General features: G+C 73.4%; 18 protein-coding genes. 6 read left to right on the top strand and 12 right to left on the bottom strand.

The window, feature by feature from the left end; all coding sequences use genetic code 11:
- The 4 genes from ABD841_RS16985 to ABD841_RS17000 all read left to right on the top strand — a co-directional run.
- On the top strand, window positions 1-915 hold a 915-nt coding region (locus tag ABD841_RS16985; protein ID WP_344972481.1), incomplete at its 5' end, for an HAD-IC family P-type ATPase.
- Entirely contained in the window at window positions 916-1,773 is an 858-nt protein-coding gene (locus tag ABD841_RS16990) for a potassium-transporting ATPase subunit C (protein WP_344972483.1), read from the top strand.
- Between the two features lie 5 nt (window positions 1,774-1,778).
- Window positions 1,779-4,340: a DUF4118 domain-containing protein gene (locus ABD841_RS16995; RefSeq protein WP_344972544.1), complete on the top strand. Its 2,562-nt coding sequence runs from the start codon at window positions 1,779-1,781 to the stop codon at window positions 4,338-4,340.
- Window positions 4,337-5,026, top strand: a complete 690-nt coding sequence (locus ABD841_RS17000; protein WP_344972485.1) for a response regulator — start codon at window positions 4,337-4,339, stop codon at window positions 5,024-5,026. The genes ABD841_RS16995 and ABD841_RS17000 overlap by 4 nt, the downstream gene beginning before the upstream one ends.
- Window positions 5,027-5,192: 166 nt before the next feature.
- Here ABD841_RS17000 and ABD841_RS17005 read toward each other — a convergent pair whose 3' ends face one another.
- From ABD841_RS17005 to ABD841_RS17060, 12 genes are all read right to left on the bottom strand, one after another.
- Window positions 5,193-5,555: a DUF2203 domain-containing protein gene (locus tag ABD841_RS17005; RefSeq protein WP_344972487.1), complete on the bottom strand. Its 363-nt coding sequence runs from the start codon at window positions 5,553-5,555 to the stop codon at window positions 5,193-5,195.
- 110 nt (window positions 5,556-5,665) lie between these two features.
- On the bottom strand, window positions 5,666-6,772 hold the full coding sequence (locus ABD841_RS17010) for a LacI family DNA-binding transcriptional regulator (protein WP_344972489.1): 1,107 nt from the start codon (window positions 6,770-6,772) through the stop codon (window positions 5,666-5,668).
- A complete protein-coding gene (locus ABD841_RS17015) occupies window positions 6,769-7,854 on the bottom strand; it encodes a Gfo/Idh/MocA family protein (protein WP_344972491.1) in 1,086 nt (361 codons plus the stop codon). The genes ABD841_RS17010 and ABD841_RS17015 overlap by 4 nt, the downstream gene beginning before the upstream one ends.
- A 3-nt stretch (window positions 7,855-7,857) precedes the next feature.
- On the bottom strand, window positions 7,858-8,700 hold the full coding sequence (locus tag ABD841_RS17020; protein WP_344972493.1) for an amidohydrolase family protein: 843 nt from the start codon (window positions 8,698-8,700) through the stop codon (window positions 7,858-7,860).
- A 102-nt stretch (window positions 8,701-8,802) separates the two neighbouring features.
- Entirely contained in the window at window positions 8,803-9,261 is a 459-nt protein-coding gene (locus ABD841_RS17025) for a VOC family protein (RefSeq protein ID WP_344972495.1), read from the bottom strand.
- Window positions 9,258-10,541 (bottom strand): ABC transporter permease, encoded by a 1,284-nt coding sequence (locus tag ABD841_RS17030; RefSeq protein WP_344972497.1) that lies wholly within the window; start codon window positions 10,539-10,541, stop codon window positions 9,258-9,260. Before ABD841_RS17030 ends, ABD841_RS17025 begins: the two co-directional genes overlap by 4 nt.
- Window positions 10,531-12,060, bottom strand: a complete 1,530-nt coding sequence (locus tag ABD841_RS17035) for a sugar ABC transporter ATP-binding protein (protein WP_344972499.1) — start codon at window positions 12,058-12,060, stop codon at window positions 10,531-10,533. The genes ABD841_RS17030 and ABD841_RS17035 overlap by 11 nt, the downstream gene beginning before the upstream one ends.
- Entirely contained in the window at window positions 12,042-13,025 is a 984-nt protein-coding gene (locus ABD841_RS17040; RefSeq protein ID WP_344972501.1) for a sugar ABC transporter substrate-binding protein, read from the bottom strand. The genes ABD841_RS17035 and ABD841_RS17040 overlap by 19 nt, the downstream gene beginning before the upstream one ends.
- A gap of 75 nt (window positions 13,026-13,100) precedes the next feature.
- A complete protein-coding gene (locus tag ABD841_RS17045) occupies window positions 13,101-14,093 on the bottom strand; it encodes an alpha-ketoacid dehydrogenase subunit beta (RefSeq protein ID WP_344972503.1) in 993 nt (330 codons plus the stop codon).
- Window positions 14,086-15,033 (bottom strand): thiamine pyrophosphate-dependent dehydrogenase E1 component subunit alpha, encoded by a 948-nt coding sequence (locus ABD841_RS17050; protein ID WP_344972505.1) that lies wholly within the window; start codon window positions 15,031-15,033, stop codon window positions 14,086-14,088. Before ABD841_RS17050 ends, ABD841_RS17045 begins: the two co-directional genes overlap by 8 nt.
- Window positions 15,026-16,375 (bottom strand): class-II fumarase/aspartase family protein, encoded by a 1,350-nt coding sequence (locus tag ABD841_RS17055; RefSeq protein WP_344972507.1) that lies wholly within the window; start codon window positions 16,373-16,375, stop codon window positions 15,026-15,028. Before ABD841_RS17055 ends, ABD841_RS17050 begins: the two co-directional genes overlap by 8 nt.
- 2 nt (window positions 16,376-16,377) lie before the next feature.
- Window positions 16,378-17,136, bottom strand: coding sequence for an SDR family NAD(P)-dependent oxidoreductase (locus ABD841_RS17060; protein WP_344972509.1), 759 nt, complete (start codon window positions 17,134-17,136; stop codon window positions 16,378-16,380).
- A gap of 678 nt (window positions 17,137-17,814) precedes the next feature.
- Between ABD841_RS17060 and ABD841_RS17065 the strand changes: the two genes are divergently transcribed.
- Window positions 17,815-18,747, top strand: a complete 933-nt coding sequence (locus ABD841_RS17065) for a hypothetical protein (RefSeq protein ID WP_344972511.1) — start codon at window positions 17,815-17,817, stop codon at window positions 18,745-18,747.
- Window positions 18,748-18,750: 3 nt separating this feature from the next.
- Window positions 18,751-20,490 carry an outer membrane protein assembly factor BamB family protein gene (locus ABD841_RS17070; RefSeq protein ID WP_344972513.1) on the top strand — a complete coding sequence of 580 codons (1,740 nt, stop codon included), beginning with the start codon at window positions 18,751-18,753 and terminating at the stop codon, window positions 20,488-20,490.
- Window positions 20,491-20,503: the final 13 nt, after the last annotated feature.

Genomic DNA, 20,503 nt, shown 5'->3' on the forward strand with positions numbered 1-20,503 from the left:
GCGCCGGACCCGGGCGCATCCGGCGGGGACGGCCGCCAGATCCGCAAGGGCGCCGCCACGGCCGTCATGAAATGGGTGCGCGACAACGGCGGCCACCCCACCGACGAGGTCGGCCACCTGGTCGACGGCATCTCCGCCAGCGGCGGCACACCCCTGGTGGTCGCCGAGAAGGGCCGCGTGCTGGGCGTCGTCCACCTCAAGGACGTGGTCAAGCAGGGCATGCGCGAGCGCTTCGACGAGATGCGCCGGATGGGCATCCGCACCGTCATGATCACCGGTGACAACCCGTTGACCGCCAGGGCCATCGCCGACGAGGCGGGCGTGGACGACTTCCTGGCCGAGGCCACCCCCGAGGACAAGCTCGCCCTGATCAAGCGGGAGCAGGAGGGCGGGCGCCTGGTCGCCATGACCGGCGACGGCACCAACGACGCGCCCGCGCTCGCCCAGGCCGACGTCGGGGTGGCGATGAACACCGGCACCTCGGCCGCCAAGGAGGCCGGCAACATGGTCGACCTCGACTCCAATCCGACCAAGCTCATCGAGATCGTGGAGATCGGCAAGCAACTGCTCATCACCCGTGGCGCGCTGACCACCTTCTCCATCGCCAACGACATCGCCAAGTACTTCGCGATCGTTCCGGCGATGTTCGCCGCGGTCTACCCGGGCCTGGACACGCTCAACGTCATGCGCCTGGCCAGCCCTCAGTCGGCGATCCTGTCCGCGGTCGTCTTCAACGCCCTGGTGATCATCGCCTTGGTCCCGCTGGCGCTCAGGGGGGTGCGCTACCGCCCGAACAGCGCCTCGGCGCTGCTCTCCCGCAACCTCTACGTCTACGGCCTGGGTGGTGTCGTCGCGCCCTTCATCGGCATCAAGCTCATCGATCTACTGATCCAGTTCCTTCCGGGGATGTCCTAGATGAACCACCTGCCCAGCTGGCTACGACAGCACATCGCCGCCGTCCGCGCGGTCCTCGCCCTGACGTTGCTCACCGGGGTGATCTACCCGCTCGCCGTCACCGGGGTGGCCCAGACCCTGTTCAGCGGCAAGGCCGGCGGCTCCCTCGTCCGGAAGGACGGCAAGACCGTGGGCAGCGCCCTCATCGGCCAGTCCTTCACCGACGCCGACGGCAACCCGGTCAGGAAGTACTTCCAGAGCCGCCCGTCGGCTGCCGGTGACGGCTACGACACATTGTCCACCTCCGCGAGCAACCTGGGGCCGGAGGACGTCGTGGACACCCTGCCGGTGCCCGGTGCCGCGGACGAGGGCAGGAAGTCGCTGCTCACCCTGGTCTGCGCCCGCTCCAAGGCGGTCGGCGAACTGGAAGGTGTCTCCGGTGCCCGGCCGTACTGCACGCCGGACGGCGTCGGCGCGGTGCTGAAGATCTTCCCTGCCGCCGGTACGCCGGCCAGGGCGGTCAGCGTCAACCAGTCCTGCCCCGCCACCCCTTTCGTCACCGTCTACCGGGGCGTCAAGGTCGAGTGCGGCAGACCCGGCGCGGACTACTCGGCCGGCCGGACCGTCCCGATCCGGGGCGACGCGAAGGCCGTGGTGCCCGCCGACGCGGTCACCGCCGGCGGCTCCGGCCTGGACCCGCACGTCTCGGTCGCCTACGCCGAGCTCCAGGCGCCCCGCGTGGCCAGGGAGCGTGGCCTTGCCCCGGCCGCGGTCAAGGCGCTGATCGCGCGGCACACCACCGGTCGTAGCCTGGGCTTCATGGGGGAGCCGGCCGTCAACGTACTGGAACTCAACCTGGCGCTCGACGGGGAGCGGTGATCGACGTGCCACGCGGGAAGCTGCGCATCTACCTGGGTGCGGCCCCCGGCGTCGGCAAGACCTTCGCGATGCTCGGCGAGGGGCGCCGGGCCCTGGAGCGCGGCCGGGACGTGGTCGTGGGCTTCGTCGAGACCCACGGCCGCGCCCGCACCGCCGAGCTGCTGGAGGGCATGGAGATCGTCCCCCGCAGGACCCTGGTCCACCGGGGTACCGCCTTCACCGAGCTCGATGCCGACGCGGTCATCGCCCGCCGGCCCCGGACCACGCTGATCGACGAGCTGGCGCACACCAACGTGCCCGGCTCGAAGAACGCCAAGCGCTGGCAGGACGTCGAGGAGATCCTCGACGCGGGCATCGACGTCGTCTCGACCGTCAACATCCAGCACCTGGAGTCGGTCAACGACGTCATCCGGCAGATCACCGGCGTCCCACAGCGGGAGACCGTGCCGGACGAGGTGGTCCGCCGCGCCGACCAGGTGGAGCTGGTCGACATGTCGCCCGAGGCGCTGCGCCGGAGGATGGCCCACGGCAACGTCTACCCGCCGGAGAGGGTCGACGCGGCGCTGTCGAACTACTTCCGGGTCGGCAACCTGACCGCGCTGCGCGAGCTGGCGCTGTGGTGGGTCGCCGGCAAGGTCGACGAGCAGCTGGAGCGCTACCGGGCCGAGCACGGCATCGCCGGCACCTGGGAGGCGCGCGAGCGCGTGGTGGTGGCGCTGACCGGCGGCCCGGAGGGCGACACCCTGCTGCGGCGGGCCGCCCGCGTCGCGGCCCGGACCAAGGGCGCCGACCTGCTGGCGGTGCACGTCACCAGGGCCGACGGCCTCACCGGGGCGGACCCGGCCCACCTGACCCGCCAGCGGGTGCTGGTCGAGAGCATGGGCGGCACCTACCACCAGGTCGTCGGCGACGACGTCCCGCGGGCGCTGCTCGACTTCGCCCGCGGCGTCAACGCCACCCAGCTGGTGCTCGGCGCGTCCCGGCGCGGCCGGTTCGCCCAGCTGTTCTCCCCCGGCGTGGGCATCGAGACCACGGCCCTGTCCGGCTCCATCGACGTCCACCTGGTCACCCACGAGAAAGCCGGAAAGGGCCGCCGCCCCCCGCGGTCGCGGGCCGCGCTCACCCGGCGCCGCCGCCTGACCGGATGGGCCCTGGCCGTGCCGGGACTGGCCGCCCTCACCGCGGCGCTGTACGGCGTGCGCACCACGCTGACCCTGCCCAGCGAGATCCTGCTCCTTCTCGCCTGGGTGGTCGGCGTCGCCCTCGTCGGCGGCATGTGGCCCGCGGTCACCGCGGCGGTCGGTGGTTTCCTTCTGCTCAACTTCTTCTTCACCCATCCCTACCGCACCCTGTTCATCTCCGATCCCCAGGTGCTGCTCGCGCTCGTCGTCTTCGTCCTGGTCGCGGTCGCGGTCAGCGCGATCGTCGACCTGGCGGCCCGCCGGGCCAGGGAGGCCGCCCGTGCCGGCGCGGACGCGGAGCTGCTGTCCACGCTGGCCGGCCACGTGCTCCGTGGTGAGGCGGCGGTGCCGTCCCTGCTCGCCCGCATGCGCGAGGCCTTCGCCCTGAGCTCGGCCACCCTGCTGGAGCGGCGTCCCGGGATCGCGCCGAGCCCCGGTGACCAGTCCGAGCCCGAGGCCTGGCGTATCGTCGCCACGGCGGGCGGGGCGCCGTGTGCCTGCCCGGCCTCGGCCGACGTCGATGTCACGATCGACGACCGTCTGACGCTCGCCGCGCGGGGACGGCTGCTCGACGCGAGCGACCGGCGGGTGCTGGAGGCGTTCGCCGCCGAGATCGCCGTGGCGCTGCGGCAGGAACGCCTGTACGAGCAGGCCGAGCGGGCCAAGCCGCTGGCCGAGGCCGACAGGATGCGCACCGCGCTGCTCACCGCGGTCAGCCACGACCTGCGCACTCCGCTCGCCTCCGCCAAGGCCGCCGTCGAGAGCCTGCGCACCACCGAGGTCCAGTGGTCGCCCGAGGACCGGGAGGAGCTGCTGGCCACCGCCGACGAGTCGCTGACCAAGCTGGACCGGCTGGTCGCCAACCTCCTGGACATGAGCCGCCTGCAGGCGGGCGTCCTCGGCCTCAGCACGCACCCGGTGGCGCTGGAGGAGATCGTGCCACGTGCGATCGACGATCTGGGCCCGCTGCGTGACCGCGTCGAGAGCGACGTCCCCGTCGAGCTGCCCGAGATCGTCGCCGATCCGGCGCTGCTGGAGCGGATCCTGGTCAACCTGATGGCCAACGCCGTCCGCTACAGCCCTCCGGGTGAGAAGGTCCTGGTCACCGCGAGCCGTCACCGCGAGCGCGTCGAGATCCGGGTCGTCGACCGCGGCCCGGGGATCCCGGTGGCCGACCACGAGCGCGTCTTCCTGCCCTTCCAGCGGCTGGGCGATCGCGACAACCACACCGGGGTCGGCCTCGGTCTGGCGCTGTCACGCGGGCTGGCCGAGACCATGGGAGGCACCCTCGTTCCCGACGAGACGCCCGGCGGCGGCCTCACCATGATCCTCGCTTTTCCCATCGGCGCAGGCGCGCAGGCCGTACCGGCAGAGGAGCACATATGACACGCATCCTCGTCGTCGACGACGAACCCCAGCTTATCCGCGCGTTGCGGATCAACCTGGTCGCCCGGCACTACGAGGTGGCGGTCGCCGCCGACGGGAGCTCGGCGCTCCGGCAGGCCGCCGACTGGCACCCCGACCTGGTCGTCCTCGACCTGGGCCTGCCCGACATCGACGGGGTGGACGTCATTCACGGCCTGCGCGGCTGGACCGGCGTCCCGATCATCGTGCTGTCCGGCCGGGCCGGCAGCGCCGACAAGGTCGACGCCCTGGACGCGGGCGCCGACGACTACGTCACCAAACCCTTCGGCATCGACGAGTTGCTCGCCCGCATCCGCGCCGTCACCCGACGCACCGCGCCCCCGGAGGCCGAGCCCGCCCGGGTCGAGATCGGCGACCTCGTGATCGACCTCGCCGGCAAGACCGTGTCCGACGGGACGCGGCTGACCCCCACCGAGTGGCACCTGCTGGAGATCCTGCTGCGCAACCCCGGCAAACTCATCACCCAGCGGTATCTGCTGGCCAAGGTCTGGGGCGACGGCTACCTCAAGGAGACCCACTACCTGCGCCAGTACATGGTCCAGCTCCGCAGGAAGCTGGAGCCCGACCCCGCCCACCCGGTCCATCTGCTCACCGAACCGGGCATGGGCTACCGGTTCCAGCCGCAGGCGGAGACCCCCGGCCGATGACCTCGGCGTCCGCCCCCGCTCCGGGGCGCCGCGCTCCGGTCGGAGTCACGGCGAGCGCCTTCTCTCCCGCCCCGCAGAACCGCGCGGTGTCCGGCTCGCCGCCCCGTCCGGGCGGCGCCTCCGCCCCTCGCCCTCCGCGGAGCGGACCGGGCCGGGGACCACGCGCTCAGGGCAGGGGCCGGCGGCCGGCGAAGCCGAGCTCGTCGCGGTGGTACCACGCCAGGTCGCGGTCGCCCTCCAGCCAGCACAGCCGCACCGGCACTCCGCCGAGCGTCGAGGGGAAGTCGAGCAGCAGGGGCGCGACGCCCTTGACCTCGATGCCCTGCCCCTCGAACCAGCCGAGGATCTCGTCCAGCCTGGCCTCGTACGCCTTCACCTCGGGCAGTCCGCCGGCCTCCGACGTCCCGCCGGTGCGCAGCTCGTGGGCGAGCTCGGCCAGCTCGCCGCGCATCCGCACGAAGGCGTCGGCCCGCTCCAGCAGCTCGGGCATGAGCGCCCGCGCCTCCTCGACGGTGAAGGTCCTGTCCACCCCTGCACGGTAGCGCCTCCCGGTCCGGCCCGTCTCACGGTCCCGGCGCGCTCCGCCGGTGACGGCCCCACGCGAACGGGCCGACGAGGAGGAAGAGGGTCTTCCCGCCGTCACTCCGGCGGGGCGGTGGACCGGCGGACGATCAGTTCGATGGGGCCGTCCAGGACCTCCTCGACGCTCTCATCGGGTTTGAGGCTTCCGAGCAGGGCCACTCCCCTCCTGCCGAGCTCCTCGAGGGGCATCCGGACCGTGGTGAGGGGCGGGGCCAGGTAGCTGGCGAGGTCGAGGTCGTGCACGGCGACCATGGAGACCTGGCGGGGGATCTCCAGCCCGGCCGCCCGGACCGCCTCCATCGCGCCGATGGCGGAGGCGACGTTGGCGACGAAGACCGCGGTGGGGGGTTCGGGGGCGGCGAGCAGGGCGGCCATGGCGGCGGCGCCGCCCGCGGGGGTGTAGCCGGCCGCGACGACCGGGCCCGCGGGCAGGCCCGCGTCGCGCATCGCCGCGGAGTATCCCGCCGAACGGCGCAGCGCCGTGTCGGCGCCGACGGGCCCGGCGAGGTGGGCGATGCGGCGGTGGCCGAGCCCCACCAGGTGCTCGACGGCGAGCCTGGCCGCCCGTTCGTCGTCGAGGATCACGTAGCGCTTGGCCGCGGGGCTCCTGCGGTTGAGCAGGATCCACGGCACGGTGGCCCGGCCGAGCTGCTCGATCAGCCCGGCCTCGTCCTCGGCCCCGGCCAGCAGGAGGCCGTCGATGCGCCCCTGTCCCAGCAGGTCCATGTAGCCGCCGAGACCGGCCCCGGTGGCGCTGCCGGTGACGAGCACGTAGCCCAGCGCCGCGGCGGCGGCCTCGGCCCCCTTGATGATCTCCGCGTAGACGGGGTTGGCGAAGTCGGGGATGAACAGGCCGAACATGTGGGCGCGGGCGGTGCGCAGGCTGCGCGCCGCCACGTTGGGCCGGTATCCGAGGGCGGCGACCGCGGCGAGGACGCGTTCCCTGGTCTCGGGCCGGATGTTCAGGGAGGGGTCGTTGTTGACGACGCGTGACACCACGGCCCGGTCGACCTTGGCCACCGCCGCGACGTGGGCCAGGGTGACGCGGACGGGCTTGCCCCCGCTCCCCGCCCCGGACCCGCCGCCGGGTTTGCCCCCGCTCCCACCGCCGGACCCGCCCCCGCCGCCGGGTTTCACCCCGCCGCCGACCACCTGCCGCGTCATCCCGCCTCCAGCCGCGAGCTCTCCCCGGTCTCCATGGAACGGTAGAGAGCGTGGAGCAGGGCGAGGGTGCCGAGGTTGTCGGCACCGGACGTCTCCGGCTCGCCGCCCTCGGCGACCGCCGCGAGCAGGGACCCCATGGGGCCGGCGACCGCGTCGGGCAGCCAGCGGGTGGTCACCGGGTACGGCAGCCAGCCGTCGGTCGGCAGGGTGCGGCTGTTGACCTGGAGCGTGTCGGGGCGGCCGTGCGGGTAGTCGTACAGCAGGCCGAGGGTGCCCTTGACGGCTCCCTCCGTCCCGTCGATGCGGAAGGCGGCCTCGTAGTCGCCGGTGCGGTTCTCGTGCGTCACGTGGACCAGCGCCCGCACGTCTCCCGGGTAGACCAGGGTGCTCATGGTGCGGGTCTCGCCCTTGGGGAGCTGGCCCGGGGTGCGGCTGCCGGTGCAGAAGACGGTCACCGGGTCGCCGAGGATCGACCGGATCGCGTCCAGGTAGTGGATCGAGTGGTAGACGATCTCCAGCCGGTCGGTGGAGACCAGCCAGTCCCAGGCGCTCCAGTCGGTGGCGATGTTCACGGTGAACGTCATCGCCGTCGGCTCGCCGATCCAGCCCGCCCGGACCATGGCGCGCGCGGCGGCGATGCCCTCGTCGAAGCGGAGCTGCTGGTTGACGGCGACCTTCAGCCCGCGGGCGGCGGCCAGGTCGACGAGCTCGCGCCCGGTCGCGACGTCGGGGGCGAAGGGCTTCTGGCAGAGCACGTGCTTGCCGGTCTCCAGGGCGGCCCGCGCGATGCCGGGCTGCGCCCGCGGCGCGACGGCGATGTCGACCACGGCGACCCGGTCGTCGGCGAGCAGCTCGTCGAGGGAGCCGTAGACCTTCCCGGCGCCGTGCCGGGCGGCCACCTCGCGTGCCCGCCCCTCGTCGAGGTCGTACAGTCCGGCGACCTCCAGCCCGGCGGCGCGGTAGGCGGGCAGGTGCGCGACGTCGACGATGGCGCCCGCCCCGACCACCGCGATCGGGAGCCGGTGCTCCGCGGGGATGGTCAGGTCGGCGGCGGCCGCGATGGGAGCGAGCAGGTCGAGCATGGGTCAGACCTCGATCCCGTAGAAGCGGGCGGCGGTGCCGCCGAGGACGGCGGCCCGGTCGGCCTCGGTGAGGCCCGCGAGCAGCGCGCCGGTCTCCTTCCACACCTTGGCGTAGTCTCCCGCGAGGATCGCCACCGGCCAGTCGCTGCCGAACATCAGCCGGTCGGGGCCGAAGACCTCCAGCGCGTGGTCGACGTACGGGCGCAGGTCGTCGGCGGTCCAGGTGACGGGGTCGGCGGCGGTGTTGAGGCCGGAGACCTTGGCGTGGACGTTGGGGTGCTCGGCGGCGCGGGCGATCAGCGACGCCCACGGCTCCCAGCCCTTGTCCTTGATCGGGGGCTTGGCCAGGTGGTCGATGACCAGTCGCAGGCCGGGCACGCGCTCGGCGAGGACGGGCACGTGCTCCAGGTGCCGGGGCAGCACCGCGACCACGTCGAAGGGCAGCCCCGCCTCGGCGAGCAGGCCCAGGCCCTCGATCACCGAATCCTGGATCACCCAGTCGGGGTCGGGGTCGTCGTGGATGAGGTGCCTGACCCCGGCGAACCGGGGGTGCCGGCGGTAGCGCTCCAGGGCTTCGGCCGCCTCGTCGGGCCGGTTCAGCGGCACCCAGCCGACCACGGCGGCGATGAAGTCGTGGGCGTCGGCCTGCGCCAGCATCGCGTCGGTGTCGGCGTAGGAGTCGGCGGCCTGGACCAGCACGGTCCGCTCGACTCCGGCCGCGGCGAGCTGCGGGAGGAGCTCCTCCGGCTCGAAGGTGCGGTGGATCGGCCCCGCCGCCGGCGTCAGCCAGGGGTAGGAACCCGTCTCGAGGTTCCAGAAGTGCTGGTGGGCATCGATGACGGCCATCCGCGCCTCCCTTGTCGATCAATCGTTTGAGCGTGCACAAACTAGGGCGCCCCCGCGGGGGTGTCAACGCCGCCCGGCCCCGGTGGAGCGGGGCCGGGCGGGTCAGCGGGACGGCGGCTGGACGAGCTCCAGGGTGATCTCGTCGGGGTCGAGGAAGTAGCAGGCGAACCCGCCCGCGTTCACCCCCGCGGTGATCTCGTTGGGCGGTGAGACGAAGCGCACCCCGGCGGCCGAGAGCCGCGCGTGCTCGGCGCGTGCGTCCTCGACGGTGAGCGCCATGTGGGCGGCGCCCGGCAGGTGCCGGGCGGGGTCGCGGGCCGCGCCGCGCGGGCTGACGTACTCGACGAGCTCCAGGTCGTGGGTGGAGACCCCGCGCGGCTGGCCGGGTACGGCGAGCTGCGCGATGCGCAGGACGGCGTCGGGGTAGCCGACGAGCCTGCGGGTGTAGTCGTTGTCCTGGTCCTGCCGGTGCACGAGCGTGAAGCCGAGCAGGTCCCGGTAGAAGGCGACGGACCTGTCGAGGTCGGCGACGGTGAAGGAGAAGTGCCAGACGCCTCTCATCGCAGTGCTCCCTGTCGTTGGGTCTTCGCCGGTTCCGGGGCCGTCCGCTCCGGCTGGGCCTGTGACTCCCGTACCCTGCGGACCTGCCGTTGCCGGCCGGCGATGGTGTAGATGGCGGCGGCCACGATGACGACGGTGCCGACGATCACGCCCTGGTAGTTGGCGCCCAGGTTGAGCACGTTGAACCCGTTGTCCAGGGTGAACAGGATCAGCGCGCCGACGACGGACTTCAGCACGCTGCCGAGGCCGCCGAAGAGGGAGGTGCCGCCGAGGATGGCGGCGGCGAGCACGGTGAGCTCGGTGCCCTGCAGGCCGGTCGGGTTGATGGCGAGCAGCTTGGCGGCGAACAGCACGCCGACGAAGCCGGAGCCGAGGCCGTTGAGCACGAACGCGCCGATCTTGTAGCGGTCGACGTTGATGCCGGACAGCCGGGCGGCCTCCGCGTTGCTGCCGACCGCGTACAGGCGGCGGCCGATCACGGTGTAGCGCAGCACGGCCCAGGTGATCGTGACGATCGCCAGCAGGTAGTAGGTGGGCTTGCTCAGCCGCAGCTCGAAGCCGAGCACGGGGCTGAGCGCGACCAGGACCACGCCGGCCGCCGCGACGACGGCGCCGCGTACCGGGCTGCCGCCCGAGCGGCGGGCCAGCAGGGCGAGCACGCCGCCGACGATCAGGGCGACCACGCCGGCGACCGCCAGGATGTGCGGGATCGTCCAGTAGCCCGCCTGCAGCGCGATCAGCGCCTGCTGGGCCTCGGGGTCCTTGGCGGTGATCGTGCGGCCGTCGGTGACGATGAGCACCAGGCCGCGCACGGCCGTCATGGTTCCCAGTGTGACGATGAACGCGTTGATGCCGACCCGCTGGACGATCACGCCGTTGACCACGCCGCACACCAGTCCGGCGCCCAGTGCGATCGCCATGGCCAGGGGCAGCCCGAGCGCGCTGACCAGGCTGAGGACGGTGGCGGCCGAGAAGGCCGCGACGGAGGCGACGGACAGGTCGAAGTTCCCGCTGATCAGCACCACCGTGGTGAACACGGCGAGGATGGCCACCAGCGACGACTGGTCGAGGATGTTGGTGATGTTGGTCGCGGACAGGTAGCTCGGCCGGCCCAGCTGGGCCGAGAGCAGCGTCAGCACGGCGACGATCAGCACCAGGGCGTAGACCACGCCCGCGTTGCCGGGCCGCAGCGCGGCGGTCAGCCGCGAGCGCCGCCCGGCCGGGGCGCCCGCGGGGGCCCCGGGGGCCGGGGCACCGGTGGTCGGGGTCTCAGGCGGCACCCTGCGCACCTCCTTCGCCGAATCCGTTGGCCAGCATCAGCAGTTCCTCCTCGGATGTCTCGTGCGCCGGTCGCTCCGCGACGATCCGGCCCTCGCGGACGACGAACACGCGGGTCGCCACCGCGAGGATCTCCTCGAACTCGCTGCTCACCACGAGCACGGCGCCGCCCTGGGCGGCGAACCTGCGGACGAGTTCGAGGATGTCGGCCTTGGCCCCGACGTCGACCCCGGCCGTGGGCTCGTCGAGCATGAAGACCCGGGTCCCGCCGTGCAGCCACTTGCCGAAGACGACCTTCTGCGCGTTGCCACCGGACAGCTCGGTGACCATGGCCTCGGGGCCGGGGCAGACGATGCCGAGGTCGTCGATGACCCGCTCGGCGCGCTCGGTCTCGGCCCGCTCCCTGGGCAGGGCCCGGCCGGAGGCCAGGGACGGCAGGTCGGGCAGGGAGATGTTCTTCCAGATGGGGAAGGTGCCGACGATGCCCTGGGCGTTGCGGTCCTCGGGGACCAGGGCCATGCCGGCGGCGACCGCGGCGCGGGGGGTGCGCCGCACCGCCGCGCCGTCGACCAGCACCTCGCCGCGGGCGCGGGCGTCGGCGCCGTAGACCGCGTGCAGGATCTCCGAGCGCCCGGAGCCGAGCAGGCCGGCGAAGCCGACGACCTCTCCGGCGCGCACCTCGAAGGAGACGTCCCGCACGCCCGCCGGGGAGCAGAGGTCCCGCACGGTGAGCAGCACCGGGCCGGTGGCCTCGGCCGGCGGGGCCGCCCGGCGCTCCACGGCGAGCAGGTCCCGGCCGACGATCGCCTGGATGAGGCGGTCCTCGTCGTAGGAGGCGGTCTCGCCCTCCTCGACGACCGTGCCGTCACGCAGGACGGTCACCCGGTCGGTGAGGGCGAGCACCTCGTCGAGGAAGTGCGAGACGTACAGGAACGCGGTGCCCTGCGCGCTGAGCCGCTTGACCACGTCGAAGACGACCCGGCGCTCCCCCTCGGCGAGGGAGGCGGTCGGCTCGTCCATCACGACGAGTTCGGCGCCGGTGGCGAGGGCCTGGAGGATGGCGACCATCTGCCGCTCGCCGATCGCCAGGTCCATCACCTCGGCGTCGGGGTCGATGTGGTAGTTGACGCGTTCCAGCAGCCGGGCGAACTCCGTGCGGCGGGCGCGTGGCAGCCGCCACGGGCCCCGGGAGCCGAGGAAGACGTTCTCCAGCACGGTGAGGGTCGGCGCGAGCGGCACGTGCTGCATGATCGTCGCCACCCCCGCGTCCCGGGCGGCCCCGGGGGTGCGCCAGACGACCTGCTCGCCCTTCCACCGCACGGTCCCGGCCGTCGGCGCGTGCGCCCCCGCGATGACCTTGATCATCGTGGACTTCCCGGCGCCGTTGGCGCCCACCAGGCCGTGGACGCTGCCGGGCAGCACGTTCAGCCGCGCGCCCCGGAGGGCGACGGTGCCGTTGGGGAACGACTTGCCGACGCCTTCCAGGGAGAGCAGCGGGGTGGTCACCATTGCGGGGTGCACTCGGCGACGTTGTCCTTCGTGATCGGCGGGGTGTCGTAGGTCACGAAGGCGGCGTCCTGCTTCTGCTCGCCGGTCAGGTGCTTGTAGAGGGTGGTGAGGGCCAGCTTGCCGAGGTCCTCGGGCTTGTAGCAGACGGTGCCCGCCACGTCTCCCGCCTGGACGGCGTCGACCCCGAGCTTGCTGCCGCCGATGCCGACGATCTGGGCCTTGGAGCCGGCGGCCTTGACCGCCTTGGCGCAGCCGACGGCCATGTCGTCGGACTGGGCGTAGAAGAGCTGGACGTCCGGGTTGGAGGCCAGCATGTTCTGGCACGCCGACTGGGCCTTGTCCTGCACCCAGTCGCCGGGCTGCCTGGCCACGACCTCGAACTTCGCGCCCTTGGCCTCGGCCGAGACGGGGAACTCCTGCCAGCGGTTGACGACCTCGGCGAAGCCGGCCGCGCCCTCCACGATGGCGATCTTCCCGCCGCCGGGCAGGACCTGGGCGGCGATCTCCCCGGCCTTGCCGCCGGCGGCGTACTCGTCCTGGGTGACCAGGGCGACCAGCCCGGGGTAGACGTCCTTGAGCTGACGGGTCTTGGGGTCGCCGACCTGGGAGGCCACCGCGACGGTGGGGATGCCCGCGGCCTTGAGCTTGTCGGCGAGGCCCTGCGCGACACCGGAGTCGACCGGCAGCATCAGCACGCCGTCCGGCTGCTGGGCCATCAGGTCCTGGATGTCGTTGCTCTGCTTGTCGGCCTTGCCCTGCGCGTCCAGCTCGACGATCTTGACGCCGAGCTTGGCGGCCTCGTCCTTGATGCCCTTGCCGATCGCGGCGGGGAAGGGGAAGCTCAACCCGAGGTTGGAGACACCGATCGTGTACTCCTTCTTGCCGCCCTCCTGCGCGGCGCCATCGGTGCCGGAGGAGCCGCCACAGGCGGTCGCGCCGACTGCGAGGGCAGCCACCGCGAGGATTGCCTTCTTCATTGTTTCTCCTGGTGGTACATGGTCAAACGATTGACTAAAGAGTGGTGATCCATACGCTGCCCGGCCGCGGTGCCGCTAGCGCGCGCCGCGGACGAGCGTTCGCACCTCCCCCGCGATGCGATGGGCGTCCGGGATGAGCGCCTGCGCCAGGACCGGCGCGGCGGGCATCCGGACGTCGGGCGCGCCAACGCGGATCGGCGGCGCCTGCAGCGGCACCCCCGCGCCGGCCACCCGGGCGACGACCTCGGCGCCGAAGCCGCCGGTGACGTTGGCCTCGTGGACCACCGCGAGCCGGCCCGTGCGGCGGACGCTCTCCACGACCGCACCGGTGTCGAACGGGTTGAGCCAGGGCGTCTCGATCACCTCGACCCCGATGCCCTCCAGGGCCAGGGCCTGGGCGGCCTCCACCGCCCGCCAGGTCATCGCGCCCCAGGTGACCACCGTGGCGTCGGAGCCCTCGTGGCGGACCCGCGAGCCGCCCATCGGCCGGACCGGACCTCCGACGCTCACCTCTTCCTTGGCACCGAAGTAGAGCGTCCGGTTCTCCACCACCAGGACCGGGTCGTCGCCGTGCACCGCCGTGATCAGCAGGTCGTGGGCGTCCTGCGGGGTGGACGGCATGCACACCCGCAACCCGGGGACGTGCAGGAAGAGCGCCTCCAGGCACTGGGAGTGCTGCGCGCACGCGCCCGGCGCGTTGCCCTGCTGGGTGCGGATGGTCAGCGGCGCGGCGAGCCGGCCGCCGGAGACGTAGCGGACGTTGGCCGCCTGGTTCACGATCTGGTCGAGCGCGACGAGCGAGAAGTCGGCCCACATGATCTCGACGACCGGGCGGCGGCCCATCATGGCGGCGCCCACGGCGCTGCCGAGGATCGCCGCCTCGCTGATCGGGGTGTCGAACACGCGCTCGCCGTACTGCTTGCGCAGGCCCCGGGTGACGCCGAAGACACCGCCGGGCACGCCCACGTCCTCGCCGTAGACGAGAGTCTCCGGCAGTTCCTCCATCAGGCGGTGCAGGGCCGCGTTGACGGCCTCACCGTACGACAGCTTGCGGATGGTCTCAGGCATACAGGTGCTCCAGGGCGGTCGCGGGGTCGGCGGGCGGGGCGGCCAGCGCGGCCGCGGCGGCGGCCTCGGTCTCGGCCCTGGCCCGGGCCTCCACCGCGTCGATCTCGGTGGCCGGGACGCCGTCGGCGAGCAGGCCCTCGCGCAGGCGCGCGATCGGCTCCCGGCGCAGGATCCGGTCCATCTCACCCGGCTGCCGGTAGGCCTCGGCGTCGCCGATGTAGTGGCCGACGATGCGCTCCGTCATGCACTCCAGCAGCGTCGGCCCGCCGCCCTCGCGGGCGACCTCCACCGCGTCGCGCACGTGGAAGCGGACCGACTCGGCGTCGTTGCCGTCGATGCGGTAGCCGGGCATGCCGTAGGCGGCGGCCCGGTCGGCCAGGCGCGGGCCCCGGACCATGTCGGCGATCGGGGTCAGCTCCGAGTAGCGGTTGTTCTCGCACACGAAGACCACGGGCAGGTCGAAGGCCGCGGCGAAGTTCATCGCCTCGTGGACCGCGCCCTGGTTCATCGCGCCGTCGCCGAAGACGGTCACCGCCACCCGGTCGGACCCGTCGAAGCGGCCGGCGAGCGCCGCGCCGCACGCGATCGGGGCGCCGGCGCCCACGATGGAGTTCTCCCCGTGGAAGCCGTACTCGGCGGCGGTGAAGTAGGCCGAGCCGCCGCGGCCGCCGTTGACGCCGGTGGCGCGGCCCAGCAGCTCGGCGAAGAGCGGCTCGGCGGGCACGCCCCTGGCGAGCGCCCAGCCGTGGCCCCGGTACGTCGCGAACAGCGCGTCCTGGGGCTCCAGCGCGTCGCAGGCACCGACCGGTATGGCCTCCTGCCCGATGCACAGGTGGACCGAGCCGACGATCGGCCCCGCGAGGCGCAGCTCGCGTACTTTCTCCTCGAAGGCGCGGATGCGCCACATGGCCAGCAGGTCCGCGAGCCGTCGCTCACTCATTGTCGGTCTCCTCGGTCCGCCACGCCGCGAGCGCGACGGCACAGATCGTCTCGGCGTCGCCGATGTAGGACTCGGGGGGCATCGGGAGCGGTCCGAGGCTCGCGAGGTCGTCGGGCCCGGCCACCTCCCGCAGGGTGTCGGCGAGCGCGCGGCGGTCCGCCCGCGCGCGGTGCGCGGCCCGGTAGACGAGGTCGTGCGCCTGCTCGCGGCCCAGCGCGGGGGCCAGGCGCATCATGTACGCCTCCGCCATGATCAGGCCGCCCTCGGCGTCGAGGTTGCCGCGCATCGCCTCGGGGAAGACCTGCAGCCCCGCGGCGACCTCGGCGGCGGTGACCAGGGCGCCCGCGGCGAGCTCGGCCAGCTGCGGCACCACGTACCACTCCACCTGCCACTCGCCCGCGGCCCGCTCGTGGCCGGCCTCCATCGCCCGGAACACCGCCGAGCTGAGGGCGCCCGCCGTGCCGGACATGCCGATGATCGCCTCGCAGCCGATCGGGTTGGCCTTCTGCGGCATCGTGGAGGACGCGCCGCGGTGGTGGCCGCCGGCCTCGCGGACCTCGCCGACCTCGGTCCGGGACAGGTCCACGATCTCGCGGGCGAACCTGGCCGCGGTCGCCGTGACGCTCGCGCAGACGACGCCGAACTCGGCGACCCCGTCCCTGGCCACGTGCCAGGGCACGTCGGTCTGGACGAGCCCGAGCCGGGCCGCGACACCCTTCCTGACCACGGCGGCCTGCTCGCCCATGGCGGCGGAGGTGCCCCCGGCGCCGAAGAGGGAGACGGCCGGGACCCGCCGCAGGGCGGCGCGCAGCCGCCGGCGCTGACGGGTGACCTCCGCCAGCAGCACCGCCAGCTTCGCGCCGAACGTGGTGGGGACGGCCTGCTGGGCGTGGGTCCGCGCGGCCACGACGGTGCCCGCGTGCTCCTCGACCAGGCGGGCGAGGGCGTCGCCGAAGGACTCCAGCAGCGCGACCAGGCGCTCCAGCGCCTCTCTCATCTGCAGGGACAGGCCGCTGTCCATGATGTCCTGCGTGGTCGCGCCGTAGTGGACGCGGCCGTTGGGCCCCTCGGGCAGCGCGGCGGCGATCATGCGCACCAGCGGGAGGATGGGGTAGCCCACGTTCACGGCCTCCCGCCAGAGGCGGTCGAGGTCGACGTTGGCGGGCACGCACGCCGCGGCGATGGCCTCGGCGTCGCTCTCGTCGATCAGCCCCGCCTCGGCCTGGGCCCGGGCGAGCGCCGCCTCGACCCGCAGCCACGCGAGCACGGTGCTCTCCGCGGAGAAGATCCCGGCCATCCCGGCGTCGCCGAACAGTCTGGGGAGCAGTTTGAAGGTCTGCATGGTCAGTTCATCTCCAGTCCGCCGTCGACGTTCAGCGCCTGACCGGTGACGAACGAGGCGAGATCGCTGGCGAGGAAGAGGACGGCGGCGGCGAGCTCCTCGGGGCGGCCGGGGCGCCGGAGCGGGGAGCGGTCGCTGACCTCCTTGAGGTAGTTCGCCCCGGCCTCCGGGCCGAATCGGGCGTCGCGGTCGGCGATGATCTCATCCCACATGGGGGTGAGGAAGACCCCCGGGCAGACGGCGTTGACCCGGACCGGGGCGAACGCCTCGGCGGCCGACTTCGTCAGCGAGAGCAGCGCGGTCTTGGTCGCCGAGTAGTGCGCGGCGTTGGGCCGCCCGGACCGGGCCGCGACGGAGGCGAGGGTCACGATCGATCCGCCGCCCTGCTCGACCATGCGGCGGCCGACCGCCTGGGTGATCCAGAAGGCGCCGTTGAGGTTGACGTCGACGATGCGGCGCCACTCCTCCGTGCTGACCTCCAGCAACGGCGTGGTGCGCATGATGCCGGCGCAGTTCACCAGGATGTCGATGCGGCCGATCCCCTCGGCCAGGGCGTGCGCCTGCTCCGGGTCGGCGAGGTCGGCGGCCCGGTCGCGCGCCCCCAGAGCGGTCGCGACCTCGGTGAGCCGCGGTCCCTCCAGGTCGGAGACGACGAGGTCGGCACCGGCGGCGGCCAGTGCCCGGGCGCACGCGACGCCGAGCCCTCCCGCCGCTCCGGTGACGAGCGCCGTGCGCCCCGCCAGGTCGATCGTGACAGCCATCCCCGGTGTTCCCCCTCGGTTGGTCAAACGATTGACTGGGAATGTAGCAGCGCCCTCACAAAGCGGACAAGAGGTCGGTCAATCGTTTTTATTACGAAGTTCTTCCAGCGTTAACACGCCGCGGGCGAGGTGAGCCGGCCCGGAGCGAGGAGTTCGCGAGAGAGGAAGTACGGGCGGCGCGGGGGCACGCGGGCGACGGCGCGGGGCGCGCGACTCCGGCACGGGAGCGCGGGATGTCCGTCCCGCGGGCGACGGCACGGGAGCACGGGGCGACCATCCCGGACAGGGCGCGGAAGCGCGAGAGCGTCCACCCCGCGGGCGGCGGAGCGGGGCGTCCACCCCGCGGACGGCGGCACGGAGGCGGCCACCCCGGGGCGACGGCATCGGGATCGGGATCGGGGCGGCGGCCCCTGACCGCGATGCCGCGACATGCGGGGGCGACTCCTGAGAGCGAGGCACCCCGCCGGAAGGCCCTCGCCATTCCGGTCTCCACAAAACGCCATTAAGGGTTATTACTCACTGTCAATGCATGATCCAGGGATCACCAGATCATTCCCCGATAAGGTCGGAGGATATATATTCAATGTCATCGCCGGTCACTTATCGCCGCCTTTCCCGCGGTCCCGCGGGAAGCCGCCGCGGCGCCGGCCGGAAACAAGAGAACCCGGGCGGAAATCTATGGGAAACCGCCGGAGAACCCGGCCCAGAACCGATCGAGAACCTCCCGCGGCCGCGCGGGCGGCCACGGCTGCGACCACGGGCGAGGCGACCGCCGGGGCGGACGGCCAGGCCGCGGAGGAGCAGCCGTCCGCCGTCCGCCGCGTGCTGCGCAGCCCCCTTACATGGACCGGCGGCGTGCTGGCCGCGGTCGCCGCCCCCGTGCTCGTCCCGTTGGTGCAGGGCGGCGGCCTCGACCTGGTCGACCAGTTGTTCGGGCGACCGCCGCTGCGGGTCGTCCTCATCGGTGCGAGCCCTCCGGAGGGCGGCCCGACCGCGTTCCGGACCGACCCCACGGCACCCGCCGACCGCAGCGTGCTCCTCACCGACCCGTCAGAGGAGGAGTTCACGGCGCTGGCGCACCGCCACGACGCCGGAGCGGTCGGGCAACTGGACGTCCTCCTGCTGCTCGAAGGCGGGCGCGGCGACGTGCGGGTCGTGGACATCCGGCCACGGATAAGGCGCAGCACGCCGATTCTCACCGGCGCGTATTTCGCTCCGGACAGTGGAGGGCAGTCGGATGTCATCCCACTCCGCGCCGACCTCGACCGTCCAGACACATCCCTTAAAACCATAGAAAAAGATGGAAAGAGCGGGAAGCGCTATTTCTCCGTCAAGCAGATAGACCTCAAACGGGGAGAGCGGGAGACCCTTGCCATCACCTTCACCGCCAGCCGGTCGACCGTCGAGTTCGACCTGGAGGTCACCCTTTTCACCGGCGGGGAGCTGCGCAAGCAGGTGATCGGCGGCGCCGACGACGGGGTCTTCCGCATCACCGGAGCCGCAACGGACCACCGCGCCTACGGCTCGGTGTACGTCGAGGAGGGCACCTCCTGGCATGAGGCCAGGGGAAAGGTCCTGTGCAAGCGCTTCCCCCGGTCCCGGGGATGCTGACAGATGCGCCGTCTCGCCGCCGCCGCGGCCCTTCTCCTGCCCCTGTGGGCGCTCGGCGCCGACGTCCCGTCCCCGCCGGTCTCCCGCCTCGGCGGGTTCACCCCGGTCTGGCAAGCGCCCGCCGACGGGCCCGGCTACGGGGAGGACGGGGACCTGCCCCATCTCCTCCACGGCGCCTCCGGCGACCTCCTGATCTCCTCGGGGGAGGCTTCGGGAGAGGTCGTCCTGCGCGAGGCGGCGACGGGCCGGGTGCACACCCGGCTGCGGATGGGGCGCGGGCAGCGGCTGGAACAGGCCGGGCTCGCCGGCGACACCGTGGTCGCGCACCGCAGCGAGCCGGGCGGGGCCCCGTCCGATGTCCCCGTCCACCGGCTCAGCGGCCATCGCGCCGGTTCGGGCGGGCAGCTGTGGAGCGTCGACGCCTCGGCGGTGCTGGAGCGGGAGACCGGAGCGCGCCCGGAGGCGGTGCAGACGACCGTGACGGCAGCCGGGATCGTGCTGGGAGGCACCGAATCAGGAGCCCTGGTGGGCCTGCGGCCCGGTGACGGGAGCACGGCCTGGCGCGCCGCAGTCCCCGGGGCGGCCCTCGGCGGCTGCGAGCGCACCATGGCGGCGGGGCCCACCGCGCTGGCGGTGATGCTGCACTGCCACGGGGTGACGACCGTCACCGCGCTCGACCCCGCGACCGGCCACCCCCGGTGGCGCCGCGACGTCCCGGGCCCCGGCGAGGACGCCCCCGGGGAGGAACCGCTCGACCAGGGGGGGTGGCCCCGCTCACTGGAGGTGGGCGCGGACGGGACGGTGCTGGCCTCGGCGGGCGAGGTCCACGAGGTCTACTCCCCCACGGGGAAGAGGCTGGTCGCGGCGGGCCGGGGACAGGCGTACGGGCTCGCCGTCACCGAGCGGGGGTTCGTCTTCCAGAGCCAGCCGGACGCGTGGTTCCCGGCGGAGATCACCACCGCCGTCGGCCGCGACGGGCGGATCGCGTGGCGGCGCGGGCTGCCGGCCGGGCGGATCCACGCGGTCGGCCGGGTCCGCGGGCCGCGCCTCGCCGTGGCGGGGGCGCCCACCGGACCGCCCGACGGTTCGATGCCGGCCTTCCTCACCGTCGTGGATCTCGACGACGGCGCCTTCACCCAGCGCCCGCTGCCCACGTACGGTCTCACGTCCACCCTGATCGGCACCGGGGCGGGGCTGGCGCTTGTCCACGACGGCAGCCCCGGCGGTGGGCGGGTCACCGCCTACCGGCTCTCGCCTCCCTCCGGCATCGGGGCGCCCGAGCTCGGCGGCGTCGCCCCGGAGGCGTGGCCGGACGCGTGCGGGCTGCTCCGCGTGACGGACCTCGCGGTCCTGCGGACCGGCTACAGCGCCCACCCCCGCCACCGGCGGATCGCCGGGCTGCCCCTGCCCCACCCCGCCACCTGCGACTTCGCCCCGCCTCTCGACGGGGGCGCCGCCGTGTCGCTCGCCGTGGAGTGGGTGGCCCCCTCCCCCGCCGCCGCGCGATCCCTGGTCGCCGGGGAACTGGCCTACCGGGCCCATGGGGTGGAAGACCGGCGAACGTCCGAGCGGCGGGGCGAGGGCGTATGGCAGATCGACGGCACCGGCCTGGCCCCCCGCCCCGACTCCGCGCTCATCACCGCGGGCGGTGTGGTCGTCCGGCTGAGAGTGTTCGACGACCCGGAGGGGGTCCGGAGGGTCGCGGAGACCGTGGCGCGGAGACTCCGCGAGACCCGCGGGTGAGACCGCGGAAGCG

The sequence above is a fragment of the Streptosporangium fragile genome (genome assembly GCF_039534445.1).
Lineage (GTDB): Bacteria > Actinomycetota > Actinomycetes > Streptosporangiales > Streptosporangiaceae > Streptosporangium > Streptosporangium fragile.